The sequence below is a fragment of the Candidatus Phytoplasma gossypii genome, from assembly GCF_030586975.1.
Classification (GTDB): domain Bacteria; phylum Bacillota_I; class Bacilli_A; order Acholeplasmatales; family Acholeplasmataceae; genus Phytoplasma; species Phytoplasma citri.
Genome location: NZ_JAOSIT010000011.1, coordinates 1 through 18,137 on the forward strand (window position 1 = coordinate 1; position 18,137 = coordinate 18,137).

The 18,137-nt window shown below is 24.2% G+C and carries 11 protein-coding genes and 1 pseudogene; 9 read left to right on the forward strand and 3 right to left on the reverse strand.

Annotation, left to right across the window (positions count from 1 at the left end; all coding sequences use genetic code 11):
* The 6 genes and pseudogenes from OC698_RS01335 to priA form a co-directional block, all read left to right on the forward strand.
* Positions 1-326: pseudogene (locus OC698_RS01335) on the forward strand (transcription termination factor NusA); the annotation flags it as partial.
* A gap of 131 nt (positions 327-457) precedes the next feature.
* Entirely contained in the window at positions 458-2,266 is a 1,809-nt protein-coding gene (infB, locus tag OC698_RS01340) for a translation initiation factor IF-2 (protein WP_304512939.1), read from the forward strand.
* Entirely contained in the window at positions 2,259-2,618 is a 360-nt protein-coding gene (rbfA, locus tag OC698_RS01345) for a 30S ribosome-binding factor RbfA (protein WP_304512940.1), read from the forward strand. The genes infB and rbfA overlap by 8 nt, the downstream gene beginning before the upstream one ends.
* A 988-nt stretch (positions 2,619-3,606) precedes the next feature.
* Complete coding sequence (locus OC698_RS03310; RefSeq protein WP_304512948.1) at positions 3,607-4,074, forward strand: reverse transcriptase/maturase family protein; 468 nt, start codon at positions 3,607-3,609, stop codon at positions 4,072-4,074.
* Positions 4,028-4,498, forward strand: a complete 471-nt coding sequence (locus tag OC698_RS03315) for a reverse transcriptase domain-containing protein (protein WP_304512941.1) — start codon at positions 4,028-4,030, stop codon at positions 4,496-4,498. The genes OC698_RS03310 and OC698_RS03315 overlap by 47 nt, the downstream gene beginning before the upstream one ends.
* A gap of 684 nt (positions 4,499-5,182) precedes the next feature.
* Positions 5,183-7,402, forward strand: a complete 2,220-nt coding sequence (gene priA / locus OC698_RS01360) for a replication restart helicase PriA (protein ID WP_304512942.1) — start codon at positions 5,183-5,185, stop codon at positions 7,400-7,402.
* A gap of 48 nt (positions 7,403-7,450) precedes the next feature.
* On the opposite strand, the gene plsY is transcribed toward priA, so the two are convergent.
* Together plsY and OC698_RS01370 are read right to left on the reverse strand one after the other, a co-directional pair.
* Positions 7,451-8,068, reverse strand: a complete 618-nt coding sequence (gene plsY, locus OC698_RS01365; protein ID WP_304512943.1) for a glycerol-3-phosphate 1-O-acyltransferase PlsY — start codon at positions 8,066-8,068, stop codon at positions 7,451-7,453.
* Between the two features lie 549 nt (positions 8,069-8,617).
* Positions 8,618-10,018, reverse strand: coding sequence for a 2-hydroxycarboxylate transporter family protein (locus OC698_RS01370; protein ID WP_304512944.1), 1,401 nt, complete (start codon positions 10,016-10,018; stop codon positions 8,618-8,620).
* Between the two features lie 611 nt (positions 10,019-10,629).
* Here OC698_RS01370 and OC698_RS01375 point away from each other — a divergent pair.
* The 3 genes from OC698_RS01375 to OC698_RS01385 all read left to right on the forward strand — a co-directional run bounded on the left by OC698_RS01375 (position 10,630) and on the right by OC698_RS01385 (position 15,428).
* Positions 10,630-11,412, forward strand: coding sequence for an HAD-IIB family hydrolase (locus OC698_RS01375; protein ID WP_304512945.1), 783 nt, complete (start codon positions 10,630-10,632; stop codon positions 11,410-11,412).
* 115 nt (positions 11,413-11,527) lie between these two features.
* Positions 11,528-12,142 (forward strand): DUF4194 domain-containing protein, encoded by a 615-nt coding sequence (locus OC698_RS01380; RefSeq protein ID WP_078123027.1) that lies wholly within the window; start codon positions 11,528-11,530, stop codon positions 12,140-12,142.
* Between the two features lies 1 nt (position 12,143).
* Positions 12,144-15,428: an ATP-binding protein gene (locus tag OC698_RS01385; RefSeq protein ID WP_304512946.1), complete on the forward strand. Its 3,285-nt coding sequence runs from the start codon at positions 12,144-12,146 to the stop codon at positions 15,426-15,428.
* 41 nt (positions 15,429-15,469) lie between these two features.
* Here OC698_RS01385 and OC698_RS01390 read toward each other — a convergent pair whose 3' ends face one another.
* Positions 15,470-17,140: a DEAD/DEAH box helicase gene (locus OC698_RS01390; RefSeq protein ID WP_304512947.1), complete on the reverse strand. Its 1,671-nt coding sequence runs from the start codon at positions 17,138-17,140 to the stop codon at positions 15,470-15,472.
* Positions 17,141-18,137 lie beyond the last annotated feature (997 nt).

Genomic DNA, 18,137 nt, shown 5'->3' on the forward strand with positions numbered 1-18,137 from the left:
AAGTCGGATTATCTTCTCATGATAAAAAAATAGACCCTATCGGTACTTGTGTTGGCGAAAAAGGTTATAGAATTAAAAATATTTTAAACATTTTAAGAGGTGAAAAAATAGATTTATTTAAATGGAGTTTAGATATAGAAAAATTAATTATTAACGCTTTAAAACCTGCTCAAATTATTCAAATTGTAAATTTAGATTTTGAACAAAAAATTGCTTTAGTTTCTGTAGCAGCTGATCAAGTAGCTTTAGCTATTGGTAAATTAGGCCAAAATCTTAAGTTAGCGATGCAAGTTACTCAATGGCAAATAGAAATTAAAACTAATTAATAATTTTATTTAGTTTATTTACTAATAAAATTTTTAAATTATCTTTTTATTGTCAACTTATAGATATATAGTTAATATATATTAAAAATCCGTTAAATATAAATCTAGGGGGGGAGAAAAAAATAATTTATATGCAAAATAAAAAGAAACAAGAAGATCATCAAAAGGATGATAAATCAAGTATTTCGTTGATAAGTGATTATGTTTATAATTCTGATCATACTATTAGGGAGTTAGCTAAAATTTGGAATTTTTCCGAAAAATTTTTAATCGGGACACTCGGAAAATTAGGAATAAAATGCAAAAAAAATCAATCTTTAACAAGAGATTTGATTGAATTATTAGGTTTAAAGTTAAATATTAATATTATTGATGATTTTATAGTTAATGAAGAAAATATAATTAATAAAACACCAATAGAAAATTTAATAAAGCGTTCTCCTATTGTGACAATAATGGGTCATGTAGATCATGGCAAAACCACTTTGTTAGATGTAATTCGTAAAACGCGTTTGGTTGATCAGGAAGTTGGCGGTATTACTCAAAAAATAGGTGCTTATGAAGTTGTTTATAATAAGCGAAAAATTACTTTTATAGATAGCCCTGGTCATGAAGCTTTTACTCAAATGCGTAGTAGAGGAGCTCAAATAACTGATATTTGTGTTTTGGTGGTAGCTTGTGATGATGGTGTTCAAGCCCAAACTTTAGAATCCGTTACACATGCTCAAAAAGCCAATGTTGATATTATTATAGCTCTGAATAAAATAGATAAAATTCCTAATCAAAAAGAACGTATCATGTCAGAATTGTCTGAATATAATTTAATTCCTAAAGAATGGGGCGGAGATACTTTTTATATAGAGATTTCTGCATTAAAAGCTCAAGGTATTGATAATTTATTAAAAACTATTTTGTTAGTAAATGATAAACATCCTAGAATCATTAGTTATAAACAAAATGTTCTAGGAACAGTTTTAGAAGCTAGTTTAATCAAAAATAAAGGTTCTGCGGCTACTATTATTGTTAATCAAGGAGTTTTAAAAATTGGAGATATTGTTGTTGCTGGTCATGCTTATGGCAAAATTAGATCTTTAGAAAATGATATTAAAGAAAATATTCAACAAGTTTTTCCATCACAACCTGCAGTTATTTATGGTTTTAAACAAATTCCTCAAGCCGGCGATTTATTGATAGTTGCGACTAATGAAAAAATAGCCAAACATATTATAGAAATAAGACAACAAAAATTTCAAGCAGAAAAACATCAAGAAATTAAACAAAATGTAGAACGAAATTTTATGGAAGATTTATTACAAGAAAATTTGTCCCATTCGGTATTGAATTTTGTTTTAAAAACAGATACACAAGGTATGATTGAGGTTATAACAGAATCATTGAAAAATTTAAATTTTCATGGGGTTAAAATTAATTTTATTAAAATGGCTACTGGAGCGTTAACAGAGAATGATATTATGTTAGCTAATACTTTTCAAGCTATTATTATTAATTTTAATAATTTAGTAGATCGTAATATAATAAAATTAGCTGATAGTTTAAAAGTAGAAATAAGAAATTACCAAATTTTATATCATTTAGTCGAAGATATTGCTAAAAAATTAAAAACTTTGTCCAAGCCTATTTTAAAACTTAAATTTACAGGAAAAGCTGTTATTATTCAAGTTTTTTACAGAAGTGATAAAAATAATATAGCCGGCTGTCGAGTTATAAATGGTGTTATTTATAACGAATCTTCTGTTCAAGTGAAACGTCAACAAAAAATAATTTATCAAGGAAAAATTATTTCTTTAAAACATTTAAAAAATAATATTGATTGCGCTAAAAAAGATAGTGAATGTGGTATTGTATTTAAGGATTTTAATGATTTTCAAATAGATGATATAATAGAGGCGTCTCGAATGGAGGAAGTAGTTAATGAATAATTTAATAGTAGGAAGAATGTCTAGTATTATTCATAGAGAATTAGTAAGTATTGTTAATAGAGTAATACAAAATTCCCAAATAGGTTTTATTAGTATTACAGATGTGAAACTTAATAAAGATTTTTCTTTAGCTAAAATTTTTTATACTATTATCGATAAAAAACCTGAAATTTTAAATTTAGCAAAAAATACTTTAGAAGAAAATAAAAAAGTTATTCGCAAAGAATTAGCCATTAAAATAAGAAAAAAAATTTGTTATATTCCTGATTTAATATTTAAATATGATTATGAGTTGTTACATGGCCAACGCATAGAAGAATTATTAAATAAATTAAATAAATTAAATAAATAAATTACTAATCAATATATTATCTTTTTTATATAATTGTGATTTTGAAAATTTATATATTCAAGTTGGGCGCCAAAGAGGCCTAAATTTCGCGCTATTTAACCAATAGCCAGGGTCGATAAACCCTGAAAGGAGATGGTCGGTACAGTAAACGAAAGAATGCTGGATTATAGCAGACCATAAAAGCGGGTTGCGACGAAAGCAAATTAGTCAAGATGACTCCGCCACCGAATAATTCGATGGAGAAGCCTACAATGGCCTAAGAAGGAAAACTGATGTAATCTAATAACCTGTTACGGAAGTTGCTTAAACGGACAGTCCAGAATCTATCAATATTTGCGATATGTATTGGATAACTTATCAAACAAAAACCTGGAATCAACCTCTTAAAAAAAGATACTTCCCCTAAAGAATTAAGGTCGAAATTTAGCGTAACTTGGATAATCCTAAAACTAAGTAATTAAGTTTACTAATCCGGAAATAAAAGCTCGGATGGTCAAGGATAAAGTATCTTTATAGTAGTCGTAAGGGTAAACCTAAATTTGGAATAATTTAGTTAATCGGCTTACCGAGAAGAGAGTTAATGACTCTTATAGGGCGAAAGAAGAAAGTAATTTACTATTTATTCAATGGTATCGAGGAAGGGGTTGATAAATGATGTCAACAACGGTTTCACTAGAAACTAAACTTTCACGAACATTGAATAGAATTCAATATTGTTCATCGAATGGCTACTCTCTAAAAAGAGAACTCTAGCAGGGAATGAATAACTTTTATAACACTTCGAAGAATCACCATTAACAAAGGTACGGCTACGCCAGGAATTGACAATGAAACCATCAATGGTATTAATCTCGAAAGACTAGAAAGATACCATCAGGAATACGTCAATAACGGTTATAACCCCAAACCAGTTAAAAGGATTCTCATTCCTAGTGATAATAAAGGAACCAGACCCCCTTGGGGGTTACCGACCATCAAAGATCGGCTGATACAAAAATGCCTGGAACAACTTTTAACTTCCCATTTCGAAAATATCTTTTCAGCATGGAGCTTGGGGTTTAGAACCAAAAAATCCTGTCATGATGCCATCAAACGCGTCAAACAAAGATTTAAAGGTATCGATTATATTGTCAAAATCGACCTAAAAGGCTACTTTGATACGATTAATCATGATATTCTCATGAGAACCTTAAATCGGTTCATCAAAAAGAGTAAAGTCCTCTCAACCATTAACAAATGGCTAAAAGCTGGCTTCATGAAGGATGGAATCAAATATGAATCTTTATCGGATTCTCCTCAAGGAGGAATAATTTCTCCTCTGTTGGCGAATGTATATTTACATGACATCGACCTAAAAATGGATGAACTAATCAAAGAAGGAAAACCAATTTGGAAGAATAACTCAGAATATGGGAAAGCATGGCGCAAAAAACCAGCACCATCAACTGGGGACTGATAGTCTCATCAACCTAAACCCAAAAACAAGAATTGAGTACATCCGCTACGCTGATGATTTTATCATTGGTGTTAAAGGCGAGTATGACCAAGCTGAAAGGATTAAGAATCAAGTAACGCAATGGCTAGAGCAAGATCTAAAACTTACCATAAATAAGAATAAATCGAAAATTGTAAAAGCTAGTAAAGGAACAAAGTTCTTATCATACATGGTAAAGGTAAACCCCACCAATAAAACTCGTACAAGGAAATCCACAAAGAATTCCTTAAACGGAAAAGTTCAAATCCAGATTCCCAAAGCGAAAGCCAAAGAATATGGAGATGAATATAATTGGTTAAGAGAGGGAAAGGCGAGATATGACGAAACATTAGCGAATAGGGGGGGCGAGTTAGAAATAATCCGGACCTATAAAACAATTGTCTGAGGAAATTCGCCTGATACTTTTGTTTAGCTAACAATCTAGGTGTTTAACCCATTTAAACTATCTAGCTGAAGATAGCTGTTTGAAAACACTGGCAAGGAAAACAAAAACGTCAATTGCCGGAGTTCGGAAGAAATGTAAGATAGGTTCAATTTGGGGTATCTCTTATACTAATAAAGGAAAAACCCCCAATATGAACCATGGGTTGTTTACTCTTGGGACAAGATTAAAAAAATTTGTAACTACAAGGAAAATCCTGATATTACTATCGATAAATTTATATTTCAAGGTCGCACGAATCTAACCGACTGTTTAAAAGCGGAATGTTGTGAGAATTGCGACAAAATAACCCAACTTCAAATTCATCATGTTGGGGCGATTCGCAAGGCTAATCGCCAAAGGATCATGAATAAAAGAAAAAAAGTATTGTGTAAAGTTTGTCATCGGAAGATAACCAACCAACAAATACATGATATCATAAAGAACAAGAACAATAAGAATAAATAGCTAATTAGCCGTGAGGGGAAATTAGTTCTCGAAAGAGAGTAAATTATGGAAAGCGGTGTGCTCGGAAACTTGCTCGCACCGTTTGAACGGGATGCTGATTGTAAATAAAACAGCAAATATAAATCGCTGAATAAAAAGCAATTAATCTATCCTTATTTAAATCATTAGAGGCTATTTTATATGTTTGCTGAAGTGTTAATTGATTTATCATTAAATTCTTCTTTTTCATCTTTTGATTATATTATTCCTGAAAAAATGAGAAATTTAGTCCAAGCAGGTACTAGAGTTATTATTCCTTTTAGAAGTACTGTACGTTTAGGTTATGTTCTTGCTATTAAAGAAAGTAGTATATTTGCTAATAAAGAAATAATAGAAGTTCTTGATTTAGTACCTTTTCTAAATCAAGAATTTTTTTTATTAATTAATGAATTGCTAAAAGTCCCCTTTAATTCCAAAATTTCTGTTTATAGAACGGTTTTGCCTAAAAATTTATTAACTTCTTATGTTCGTAAAATTTCTATTTTAAAATCTAATTTGGTACCATCGGAATTGGAAAAGTATTTAATCGACAAAAAATTTTTGTTAAATGTTAAAAATAATTTTCAGATTTCTCTTTTAAGAAAATTAAAAAGAGAAAAAATTATTGAAATGTCTATTGTTCCAAAAAAAGAACTTTCTCAATTGTCGTATGATCATATTAAATCTTTAATTTCTCAAGAAATAATACAAAATAATTCTTTTAATTTAAATTATCAAACAAGTTCCGCAGATAAAAAAGAAATGTTAAAAATTTCTTTAACCAGGCAGCAACAAAATATTTTTAATAAATTTTTACTAGATCAATATAAAACTTATTTATTAATTTATTCTTTAGAATCTGATAAATTAAAAATCTATTATAAATTAATTCAAGAAAATTTAGTTAAAAAAAAACAAATTCTTATTTTGGTTCCCGAAATCATTTTAATTGAACATTTAGTTAGAAAGATTAAAATACAATTTCCTGATATTAAGATATTTGTTAATCATGGTGGTATTAAAAATAATTTTAAAAATTCTAAATTAAAACAATTAAATGTGGATTTGATAATAGGAAATAATATTGCTATTTTTTCTCCTTTTATAAATTTAGGGATTATTATAATAGATGATGAGCATCATGAATCTTTTATTGAAAAAATAAAAATGCCTTATTATGATGTGAGAGAATTAGCTCAAATAAGAGCTAATTATAATCGAATACCATTGATTTTATCCAGTTTATCGCCATCATTAACAAGTTATTATCGAGCTAAAATATTAGGCGAATATATTTGGTTAAATTTACAAAATACCGAAAATAAATATGATATTCAATTAATTGATATGAAAAAAGAATTACAAGAAGGTAATATATCACCTTTATCTTTTGCTTTAACCGAATTATTAATGGAAAATATTAAATTAAAATTAAAAAGTTTATTATTTGTTAATATTAAAGGTTTTTCGCGTTTGGTTTTGTGTTTGCATTGTGGTTATATTCCTAAATGCTCTAATTGTGGTTGTATTTTACATTATTATATTGATCCTAAAATATTAAAATGTTCTTTTTGCGGTTACAAAGAGAAATTTTTCGAACATTGCTATTTATGCCAACAAAAAACTATTTCTAGTATGTTTTCAGGTATTTTATCTATTGAAAATTTTTTAAAACAAAAAATACCTGAATCTTGTATTTATTGTATAGATTCAGATAATATTCGAAATTTTAACATGAAAGAGTATGAAAATATTATATCTGATTTAAATAATAATAAAATAGATATTTGTTTAGGTACTACTATGATAATTAAAAATGGTCTTTCTTGGCCAACGAATTTATTAGGAATTGTTTTATTTGATTCATTATTAAATATAAATCATTTTACAGCCTCAGAAAAAGCTTTTCAAATTTTAGTACAATTAATATATAATATGCCTAAACAATCTCGTATTATAATACAAACTCATAATACTAATAATTATATTTTAGATTCTATTGTAAATAATAATTTTGAATTTTTTTATGAAAAAATCTTGCGAGAACGCCAAATTAATAATTATCCTCCTTTTATGTTGATTAGTAAAATTTTGATTATGCATCCGAGTATTATGAAAGCGCAAGATATAGCTAATAAAATTAAGATTATTTTGCAAAACAATTTGTCCATTGATATAACTGTTTTAGGCCCTTCTATAGCTAAACGTTATTTTCAATTTATAAAGAAAAAAATTTTTTATCGGGTATTTTTGACTTTAAAATATAAACATTGGCCTTTAAATTTGGATTTTTTAAAAAAAGATTCTTTTGATAAAAATACTCATATTATATTTGATCGTTTTGATACTTTAACAGATCTTGATATTGTTACTTTTTTTTAATTTTTATTATTTTTTATATATTCATTTGTTTTATTAATGATTTAAAATTTATTTTTTATTTTTAATGTTAAATTTATTTTCTTTACCTTGATATAGATTAATAATATTTTTTTTATGTTTTATGAAAATTAAAACAGTTATAATTGCTATCATTATAGAGTTATATAAATTTCTTTTTGTTATATATAAATTAATATTAGTAATAATCGTAGCAATTAAAGAAGCTAAAGAAGCGTAACCAGTTAATTTTACTAAGATTGCAAAAATTATAATACCTAAAATCCCGATCCAAAAATGAATTCCTGAAATCACTCCAACAGAAGTTGCTATAGCTTTTCCTCCTTGGAAATGATTAAAAACAGAAAACATATGTCCTAAAATAGCGCAAACCCCTAATATTATTGTTTTTTCTTTGGGAAATAAACTTAAATTATAATTTTTAAAAATAAAAACAGGTAAAAATCCTTTGAGAAAATCTAATAAAAAAGTTAATAAACCATATTTAAAACCTAAAATTCTTGTAACATTGGATGCTCCGATATTTTTAGATCCTAATAAATTAATTTTTTTATCATTATAAATGCCTATTAATAAACCGAAAGGAATAGAACCTATAAGATAGCATATTATACAAATGATAATATTTTCTAAAGATAATTGAAACATATTTTTTGATTCTCTCTTTTATATTCATTTGAAAAAAAGCTTTTAGTATTTTAATTTTTATTCAAAATTATGTTAATTAAAAATTATAAAAAATATTTAATTAAATTGAAAAAAATTTAAATAATTTTCAGAATAGGTTATAATTTTTTTATGTTCAAAAAATATTTAATACTACAAGTTATAAAAACATGTTTTGGCAAAAAAAAAAAAATATTTATTTCCATTACTTTATTACGTTTAATATTGTTTACTTTCTGTTTTGTGTATTGTAACGTGTGGAATGATATATTTGATTTTAAAAAGCAATTTTTTCGATGGTTTCGTTTATGTTTTATTATTATTGTAAAACATGTTATTGCTTTTTTTGTTCTAATATATGCGATGTATTTTGTTATTGTTTAAAATTTAAACAGAAAAGACAATATTTTCATTGATATGAAAATCTTAAAAAAATTTATTTGAATTTGAAAAGAAAAAAATAAAGATCAACAATATATTAATAGTTGATCTTTATTCAATTTAATTGATTTCTTATAATAAAAAGAAATTTTATGTCATGTAGATACTACGAAAAGCTATATTTGCGATGACATATACCAAAGGTCCTGTTAATCTAGTGGCTATCATTGCAAAAGGTAATAAATTCATTCTATGAGATATGGTCATTACTCCTACATTACCTGCTCCACCAATACTGTAAGATGAAATTCCTGATGTTAAAGCCGTTTCTAAAGGATAAAATCCTAATTTCGGTGCCATGAAAAATGTAATTAAGGTAGCAATTAATAAAGAAGCGTATACAATTACTAAAATACTTGGATTTAAAACTGTTTCTTTTAATTGTTGGAAATTTGTAGTTAATCCTAAACCTACCAATACAGCACTTGTGAAATTTTCTGTCATGAATTTGCCAGATTGAGTAACAGCGTTTTGATTTTCTTGAGACATTAGGTCAAATATTTTAATTATTAATAATAAAATTATCATATAAACCATTGGGTCCATTTTGCCAAATAATAATTGATTTATCATGCTGCCTACAGAATAAAGCGCAAAAATAATTAACCATCCCATGCATATTGTTTTAAAATCTTTTATTTCTTGTATTTTAGCCGTTTTTATTTGATCTTTTGGATTCGAATTAGAAGAAGATTTTTCTAATTGTCCTTGACCACTATATTTGCTTTTATCAAACATAATATAAAGCAATCCTGCTATAAAAATACTTAGTGTACGAGCTAGAACTAAAGGGCCTAGAATAGCAGTTCTAATAGTTGAAGCTTCAGCTTGAAAAGCTTCTTTATAAATTCCATTAGCAAAACCGTTAATTCCTAAATTAGTACCTCCATTAGTCAAAGGCACGAATACAAAAAATATTGAATCTAATATAGGACCTTTACTAAGTTTTTGAAATATTTCTGGACATTGATAATTTAATAAATATCCTAATCCGCCAATAGTTAAACAACATATAAAAACACTACAAATTGTCAAAGGAACAAATTTTATTAAAGATCTTTTTAATAGTTGTCTATCTACACTTAAAAGACTGCCTGCTATAACAATAGTTATAAAAAATTGTGAAAAATTAATACCTATTCCATAGTCATTATTAGGTTTATTAAAAAATCCTTTATCGATATATTCAGCTAGTTGTTTTGGTATCCATCCTTTAAAAACTAAATAAGATGGTATAAAAATACAAAGTAAAAAACCTAAACCTAATTTATTTAAACCGGGAACTTTAGAACCTATATAGCTTAAAGTAATGCCTAACATAGTTATTAAAAATAAAGGAGTTAATAAAGGATGATAGAACTTATTAATTTTATCTGGATAATGCGCTATGCAAAAAATATTTAATCCTAATATTAAAAGTAATGTTGAAAAAAAAATGGGTTTAAAACCGAATATTTTAGTATTACTTTCTTTTTTTTGATTATTTGACATTTATTAGAATACCCCTTTCTTTTTTTGTAAAAATATATTTTATATTTCAAAATTGAATTTGTTAAAATTCAATTTTATTAATTATTTTACTTAATATTTTATTATAATGTTTAGCGACTTAAGGGAGCAATATAATATTATAAGATTAAATTTTTTGTATTTTAAGTGAAATTTATGGAGTTGTAAAATATTATAATGTTTAGATTTTAATTTAGGAATTTTTATTCCTTAAAAACATCCAACATAAGTCTATTTTAGCATAAATAAATTAAAAAAAATTTAAATTTTTTTGTTTTTAAATATATAATAGAGACAAATTTAAGTTATTTTTTTACAATTTTGTTAAAATAATCTTACTATGTTCTTGAAATTATAAATAGTAAAAATAATAAATTTTTATATAATTTTAATTTATATCTTTAAGTTTTAAAAAAATAATTATATATTTTATAATAAAAATTTCTGTTTCTTTGGTTTATATAAGATTTATTATAATTTTTTATTATTCAAATGTTGAATCCAATTATTTTTATTCAAATTTTATTTATAATTTTTAATAAATTTTTTACTTTTAATAATTAAAAAAACAAGAATTAGGAAGATAATGTCAGATGAAAAGAATATATTTTTTTGATATAGATCAAACTCTTTATCATAATAAAAAACAAATAATTTTGCCGCAAACCAAAAAATTAATTCTAGATTTAGCAAGGAAACCAGGTATTATTTTGGGTATTGCTACAGGAAGAAATTATCGTAATTTAAATGTTTTAGGAGATTTGATATCTTGCTTTCATTATTTTGTTATTATGAATGGTGCTGTTACTATATCTAAAAATGATGGTATTATTGATGAAAATCCTATTCCATCTGAAAATATCGAATGTTTTGTGAATAAAATTAAAAATTTTAATATTTTATTAGCAGGTGTTAATATCGATAAAGAAGTAATTTTATATAATCCTAATTTATCAGATAAATCTTTGGTTCGTTATTATCAAAAAGAATTAAATTATGTTTTAGATTATGATTTAAAATTAATGTCTAAGATCTATTTTATGGTCGCTTTAGGTTCGGATGTTAAGAAAATTAAAAATTTTAAGAATGATTTAAGTTTTTTAAATATATGCTTTTGGAATAGTCATGTAGATTTAACTGTTGATTATGTCAATAAATCTTATGGTATTGCAAAAATTAAATCTAAATATCCTGATTATCAATTAATTTGTACAGGAGATGGTAGTAATGATGTTGAAATGTTATCTTATGCTGATATTGGTATAGCTATGGGTAATAGTTTATATCCGCGTACTAAAGAAGTAGCTAAATTTATAGCTCCTCATATTGATTCAGATCAATTATATGATTTTTTTAAAAAAAATATACTTATTTAAATATAGATCAAAAATTTTTTTAAATTTTTTTAAATTTATGGCGATTTTTAAAATATTTTATATTTTGATTAAATTTAGGATTTTTTAATTCAGAATATTTTTAGGAAGCGAAATTATGGATCAAAAAACACAAGAGTTGCAAATATTTTCTCAGAAATTTAAAATTTTGAAAGAAAAGGAAAAAGATATTTTTTCCCGAATTATTAATAAATTATTTCAAGTTAATTATTTAACTTCTCAAAAAAATTCTGATTTAAATGATTATAGATTTATTTTATTACATCAAGAAATGTTTATTTATTTTTTGAAATTAATTGATTTTGAATTGGAAATTCATAAACATGATGAAGTTATTTTTCTTAAAAATGTTCAACAATTGAATAAATTAAGAATTAAAAAAGAAGAAAGTTTATTATTATTTTTGTTTAGAATTTTATTTCAAAAAAAGAAAGAATTAATGCCTTTAAATAATAAAATTGAAATTTTTTTACAAGATATTTATCTCGAATTAAAAAGTATCGGTTATGCCGAAATTCATAAATTAACTAAAGAAAAAATAAAGAATTCTTTAATTTTATTTAAACAATATAATATTATTGATTTTTCTGATTATAATCATTATTTGCCTAATGATTTGGTAATTCGTATTTATCCAACTATTTTGTATTTAATTAATTTGGGTATGCTGCAATATTATCAAGAATTATTTACTACGGATGTGAAAAATTAAAATGAAAAAATTGACGAAAATACAATTAGTAAATTGGCATTTTTTTGGTTTTCAAGTTATTGATATCGAAAATAATGCTTTGGTTTCCGGAGAAAATGGTTCTGGTAAATCTACTTTATTGGATGCTTTACAATATGTTTTGATAGGGGAGCGTAATCATGTTAAATTTAATATAGCGGCAAATGTTAATGCTAAACGTTCTTTAGAGAGTTATATGCGTTGCAAAATTGGAGCAGAGAATAAAGAATTTTTAAGAGATCAAGATGTTATTACACATATTTTATTAGAATTTTATGATAATATTAACAAAGAATATAGTATTTTCGGTTGCGCTTTAGAACTTTCCCGTAGTGGCCAATTAAAAGAAAAATTTTATTTTATAGAAAATATGAAGTTTATCAATAATATGTGTGTAGAAGATGATCAACCTAAAACTCAAAAACAATTGTTTCTTTTTTTAAGAAAATATGTTTCTGATTTTAATTTTTTTGATACTAAAAAACAATATCAAAACGCTATAGGTAATTATTTAAATATTAATATAAGCAAATATATCCAAATGTTACCTAAAGCTTTAGCTTTTAAACCACTTAATTTGCAAAATTTTGTTTTTGAGTTTCTGTTAGAACCTAATCCTATAAATATTTCGAGTTTAAAAAATAGCTTTAAACAATTGAAAAAATTAGAATTTCAAATAGAATTTGAAAAAAATAAATTATTTTATTTATCTAATATTATAGATGCTGATAAAAAATTTATTCATTTAAAAGAGCAGATTCAAATTTATCAATGTCTTGTATACAAGGTAAACCTTAAAAAAAATCATTTTGATTTGGATTGTTTTCGTTCCAAGAAGGAAGCTGATGAATTAAGTTTGCAAAAATTATTATTTAAGAAAGAACAAATTCATTTAACTATAGAAAATTTAAACAATGAATTATCTGTTTTGAAATCTAATGATAGGAACTTATTGTTGAATAATCTTCAAAAAGATTTAGTTTTTTATCAAAATATTGAACATACTTTGGAGGAAAAAATTAATTTATTTCGACATCAAATTCATCAAGAATTAATTAATTTAAAACAGCTACAAAATTTATCTTTTTCTGAAATTTATTTAGATAGTATCAATTGCATAAGTGATTTTTTAAATTTAGAATTGTCTGAAATTAAAATCAATTTACCCAAATTAAAATTTATTTTGGAAAAATTATGGCATTCGATATCAAAAGAAATAATTAATATTAATATACAAAAAAATGACTCTAATAAAATTATTTTAGATTTACAGAAAAAAATTTCAGATAAAGAAAAAGATTGTCGCATTCTTTCTTCTGTTATATCTGTTTATCCTCGTCATATACAAAATTTAATCGAAATTTTAAATAAAAAATTAAGCGATTTTTATAGTTTTTCGGTCAGTATTTATCCTTTATGCGAATTAATAGATATTAATGATAATTTATGGAGAAATGCTATAGAAGGTTTTTTAGGGAATAGAAAATTTAATTTATTGATAGAAAAAAATTATTTTGATCAGGCATTAAAAATATATAGCAATTTACCACAATCTGTAGATAATAATTTTTATGATATAGGATTAGTTAATGTAGCACAAATACCTTTAATTAAAGATAACTTTAACAGTTTATCAAATAAGATATCTTCTAAAAATGAAAATGCTTTAAAATATATTCGTTTGCTTTTGTCAAATATTATATGCGAATTAGATTCTGCAAATTTAAAAAAACATAAAATAGCTATCACTCCTGATTGTTTGGTTTATAGTCAATACACTTTGAGAAAAATTAATCCAAAATTTTATCAATTCCCTTATATTGGTAAGAATTCTATTAAGATGCGCAAAAATTTTATTCTATCAGAAATTCAACAGTTTAATTCTTTGTTATTACAACATCAAAGTTCATTAAATAAATATCAAGAAATTATTAATTTATTGAATAAAAGTAAATTAGCTAATATTTTAATTTCGGATAATTTTAATTTATATTCGGAATTATTTTCTATTAAAGAAAAAATACAAAATGTTTCCCAACGAATAACTCAATTAAGCTCCGATTTAAATTTGCGAGATATCCAAGATAATTTAGTTGCCATTCTGGATCAAAAAAAGAATCATAATGAACAATTAGAAAGAATTTTTTTTAAAATAGCAGATTTAAAAAATAATTTGAATAATTATGAATCAGAAATTCACAATACTCAAATTAATTTGTCTGAATTAAATCAAAAATTAAATTTTTTAATAGAAAAAAATATTTTTACTTCTATAGAAGAGAAAATAAATGTACATTTACGTAATTATTATCAAAAATATAATGATAATTATGATTTAATTTTAAATAAAATTCATGATTATTTAAAAAATATAGAACAGCAAAAATTAACTCAACAAATAGATTTAATAAATCAAATGCAAATTTATTTACAAAAATATAATATTTCTAACATTGAAGCTCGATTAGAAAGTTTAGGATATTTTTATCAAGAGTATAATTTCACAAATTCTCAAAATTTATCAGATTATGAACAAGAAGCTAAAGAATTAACTAATAAAACTGAAATAATTTTTAAAGAAGAATTTATTAATAAATTAAAAGAAAGCATAGATAATACTAAACAACAAATTCAGAAATTAAATCAATTATTAAGTGATAGACCTTTTGGTAATGATAGTTATCAAATACTTATTAAACCTTCTAATGATCCGGATTACAAAAGATATTATGATATAATTTCTAGTTATGAAAATAATGATTCCAAAAATAAGTTATTTGAAAGAGGTTTAATGTGCGAAAATATTTTGTTAGATGAATTATTTGATAAAATTATTTCTTCGGAAGAAGGTTATGAAGAAATAGCGGAATCTTTTTTAGATTATCGTAATTATATGACTTATGATATTCAAATAAAAGACATGAACAATAATTATTCTTTGTTTTCTAAAATTTTTCGTGAAAAATCTGGAGGTGAAACTCAAGTACCTTTTTACATTATCATGTCTATTTGTTTTGAACAGTTAAACAGTGCTAATGATAATCAAGGTTGTTTGGTTTTGTTTGATGAAGCTTTTAATAATATGGATGAAGCTAGAATAGAAGGCATGATGCGTTTTTTCAATTCTTTAAAGATTCAATTTATTATGGCCATTCCTCCGCAAAGGATTGTAGATATTTCTCCTTATGTGCAAACTAATTTAATTATTATTAAAGATGATAATCATGTTGTTGTTGAAAATTTTACAAGAAATATATTAAACCTTTAATTTTTTTATACAATCGTTTTTATTTTTAACTATCTTAATTATTAATTAATAAGTTTTTTGATTTTTAGTATTATTTTTTTGATTTCATTATATTTAATTAAAAAAGTTATTATTTTAGACATTTGATATTTATTCATATTTTTTATTTTTTGTTCATCAAATAAAATGGAAAAATTAATTTTTTTATTTTTTTGTCTTAATTTTAATAAACGTAATAAATAATTTTTTTGTTTGGATGTATAATGATGTGTATTCCAATATTGAGTTTTATAAACTGATTTGTCAGTTTCATGTAAATTTAACCAATCATTAGCAATAGCAAAACAATTATCTTCGTTTCCTTTAAATAAACATTTGGCTGTTTTGGGTTCTTTTTTTCCACCAATAGCTATGTAAATATTTTTATAATGAGTTATATAAGCCCAAGTATGAAAACCTGCTATATAATGTTTTTTATTATTAGCCAGATCATACCATTCAAAATTTGAATTTTGTAATACATCATATTTTTTCATTTTAATATCTTTTACGAATTGTATTTCTTTAGATTCTCTAGAATTAAATTCTGTATTGGTAGAATTTGTTTTATTTAAATGTTTTTTATTTGGATTTTCATATGGAGATAAATATTCAAATAAATTAGGATTATTTTGAATAGATGTTCCAAAATCTAGTATAATACAATCTTTTTTTGTGATATGAGGATATTTATTGTGATTTTTTAAAAGTCTTAAACCTCGACCGATCATTTGTTCTATTGTAGATTTAAACGAACTTGGGCGTAATAAGACCACGCATGAAACGATTTGGCAATCCCATCCTTCTGTTAATACATTAACATTAACGATAACTTGAATTTTTGTTTTATCGAAGTTTTTTAATATAATATTTCTTTTTTCGCTGTTATCGTTTCCTGTAATTAATTGAGCTTTAATACCAGCTTTTTTAAATGCTTCTGTTACATCATGAGCATGTTGGATGTTTGCGCAAAAAATTATAGTTTGGCGATTTTGAGCATATTTTTTCCAGTGATTAATTACTTCCGAATTAATAGCGGTTGTATTTATAATATCTGCTACTTTATTTAAATTATATTCTTGATTTTTTTGATATAATTGAAATATTTTTTCTTTAATACCAACATCTCTAATAAAAACTTCTGGTTTTACTAAATAACCAGCTTTAATTAATTCTTTTACCGTAATTTGAGCTGTAATTTCTGGAAAAATTTCTTTTAATTTTTTTTTGTCACCTCTTATAGGGGTAGCTGTAACGCCAAGAATTTTACATTGAGGATTAAATTTAAGAAAATGATCGATAATTATTTTGTAGGTATTTGCTGCAGAATGATGGGCTTCATCAATAATTAACATATCTATATTAGGTTTTTCTGGAAGATTTTTGGCTAAAGTTTGCACCATAGCAAAAATTACTTGAGCACTCCATTTTTTTATTTTTGAGTTAAAAAAACATGTGGTTATATTTTGATTAATGATTTCGAAGGCATTTTTATTTTGTTGCATTAACTCTTCTCTATGAACTAATACACAAGCTTTATTGATAGATTTTATTTGTAAAAAATGTTTTAAAATGAAAGAAAACATAACTGTTTTTCCTGAACCTGTTGGGGCTACAAGTAAAGTAGTTTGTTGATTCTCAAAAACTTTAATAATTTTATCAGTAAGTTGTTTTTGTATTTTGTTAAGTAGCATAAAAAATATTTCCTTTTTATTATGTTAACATGCATATTTCTATTTAATTATTAACATTGATTTATTCGATATAATAATTATAATTAAATTTAAATTGATTATTCTGAGTTAAAAACAATTTATTTATTAATATTTATGTAATTATTTGAGATATAAATATTATTATTTTTTAGGTTAATAACTATGAAATTTTTATTTTGTTATAATGTAGTTATCATGTTAATCATAAGCGGATCGATTTTTCTTTCAAATAAAATGAAATGATTACAAATGTTAATTAGTTATTAACAACTCAAAACGGTGATTAGCTTTTTGAGACATGCTCATTAAAAAACCTTTTTTATTAAAACTTGTTAATTTTTTTGTGCTTGATAAACTGCTCCTTGATCAGAGTGCATAACGCAAAGTTCTTTTAATTTGGAGAGTTTTTTCAATTGTTTTTAAAACTAAATCTTGATTTTGGATTTTGTTTATCGGAAAGATGAAAAGAAATAATTGGATTGTTGCAAAAATCAATAATAAAAGAAAAATACAGAAACCTTGGATTATTTTTAAAATAAGTAATATTAGTAAAGAGTTTTTGAAAAGGTTTGGTAGTCATAAAATATTGATTTATTAAATTAGGAATGATTGGGAGATTATTTTTTAAATTACAGTAAGTAAAATTTTTTTAATTCTTAATCAATAACGAATATCATTTTTTTCATAATAGTATAAACTTTTTTCTTAGTAATCTTTTCATTCAAAGTTTTTTGGTATAAATCGGTGATTTTGCGATGTCCATAAAAATATTGCTAATGAATAAAAGAAGGATATACTTGTTCTTTATACATCTAATTAATTTTTTTTACCTGATAACTTTGTTTATCTGGGATAATAAAAAAAATTAATATATTTTAAATCTTTTCATTGAACATAAAATTTTGGAATTTATGGATGGAAATTTTATCAATTAATTATTTGATATGGTCTTTTGGTTGGTTTAGATATTTAAATT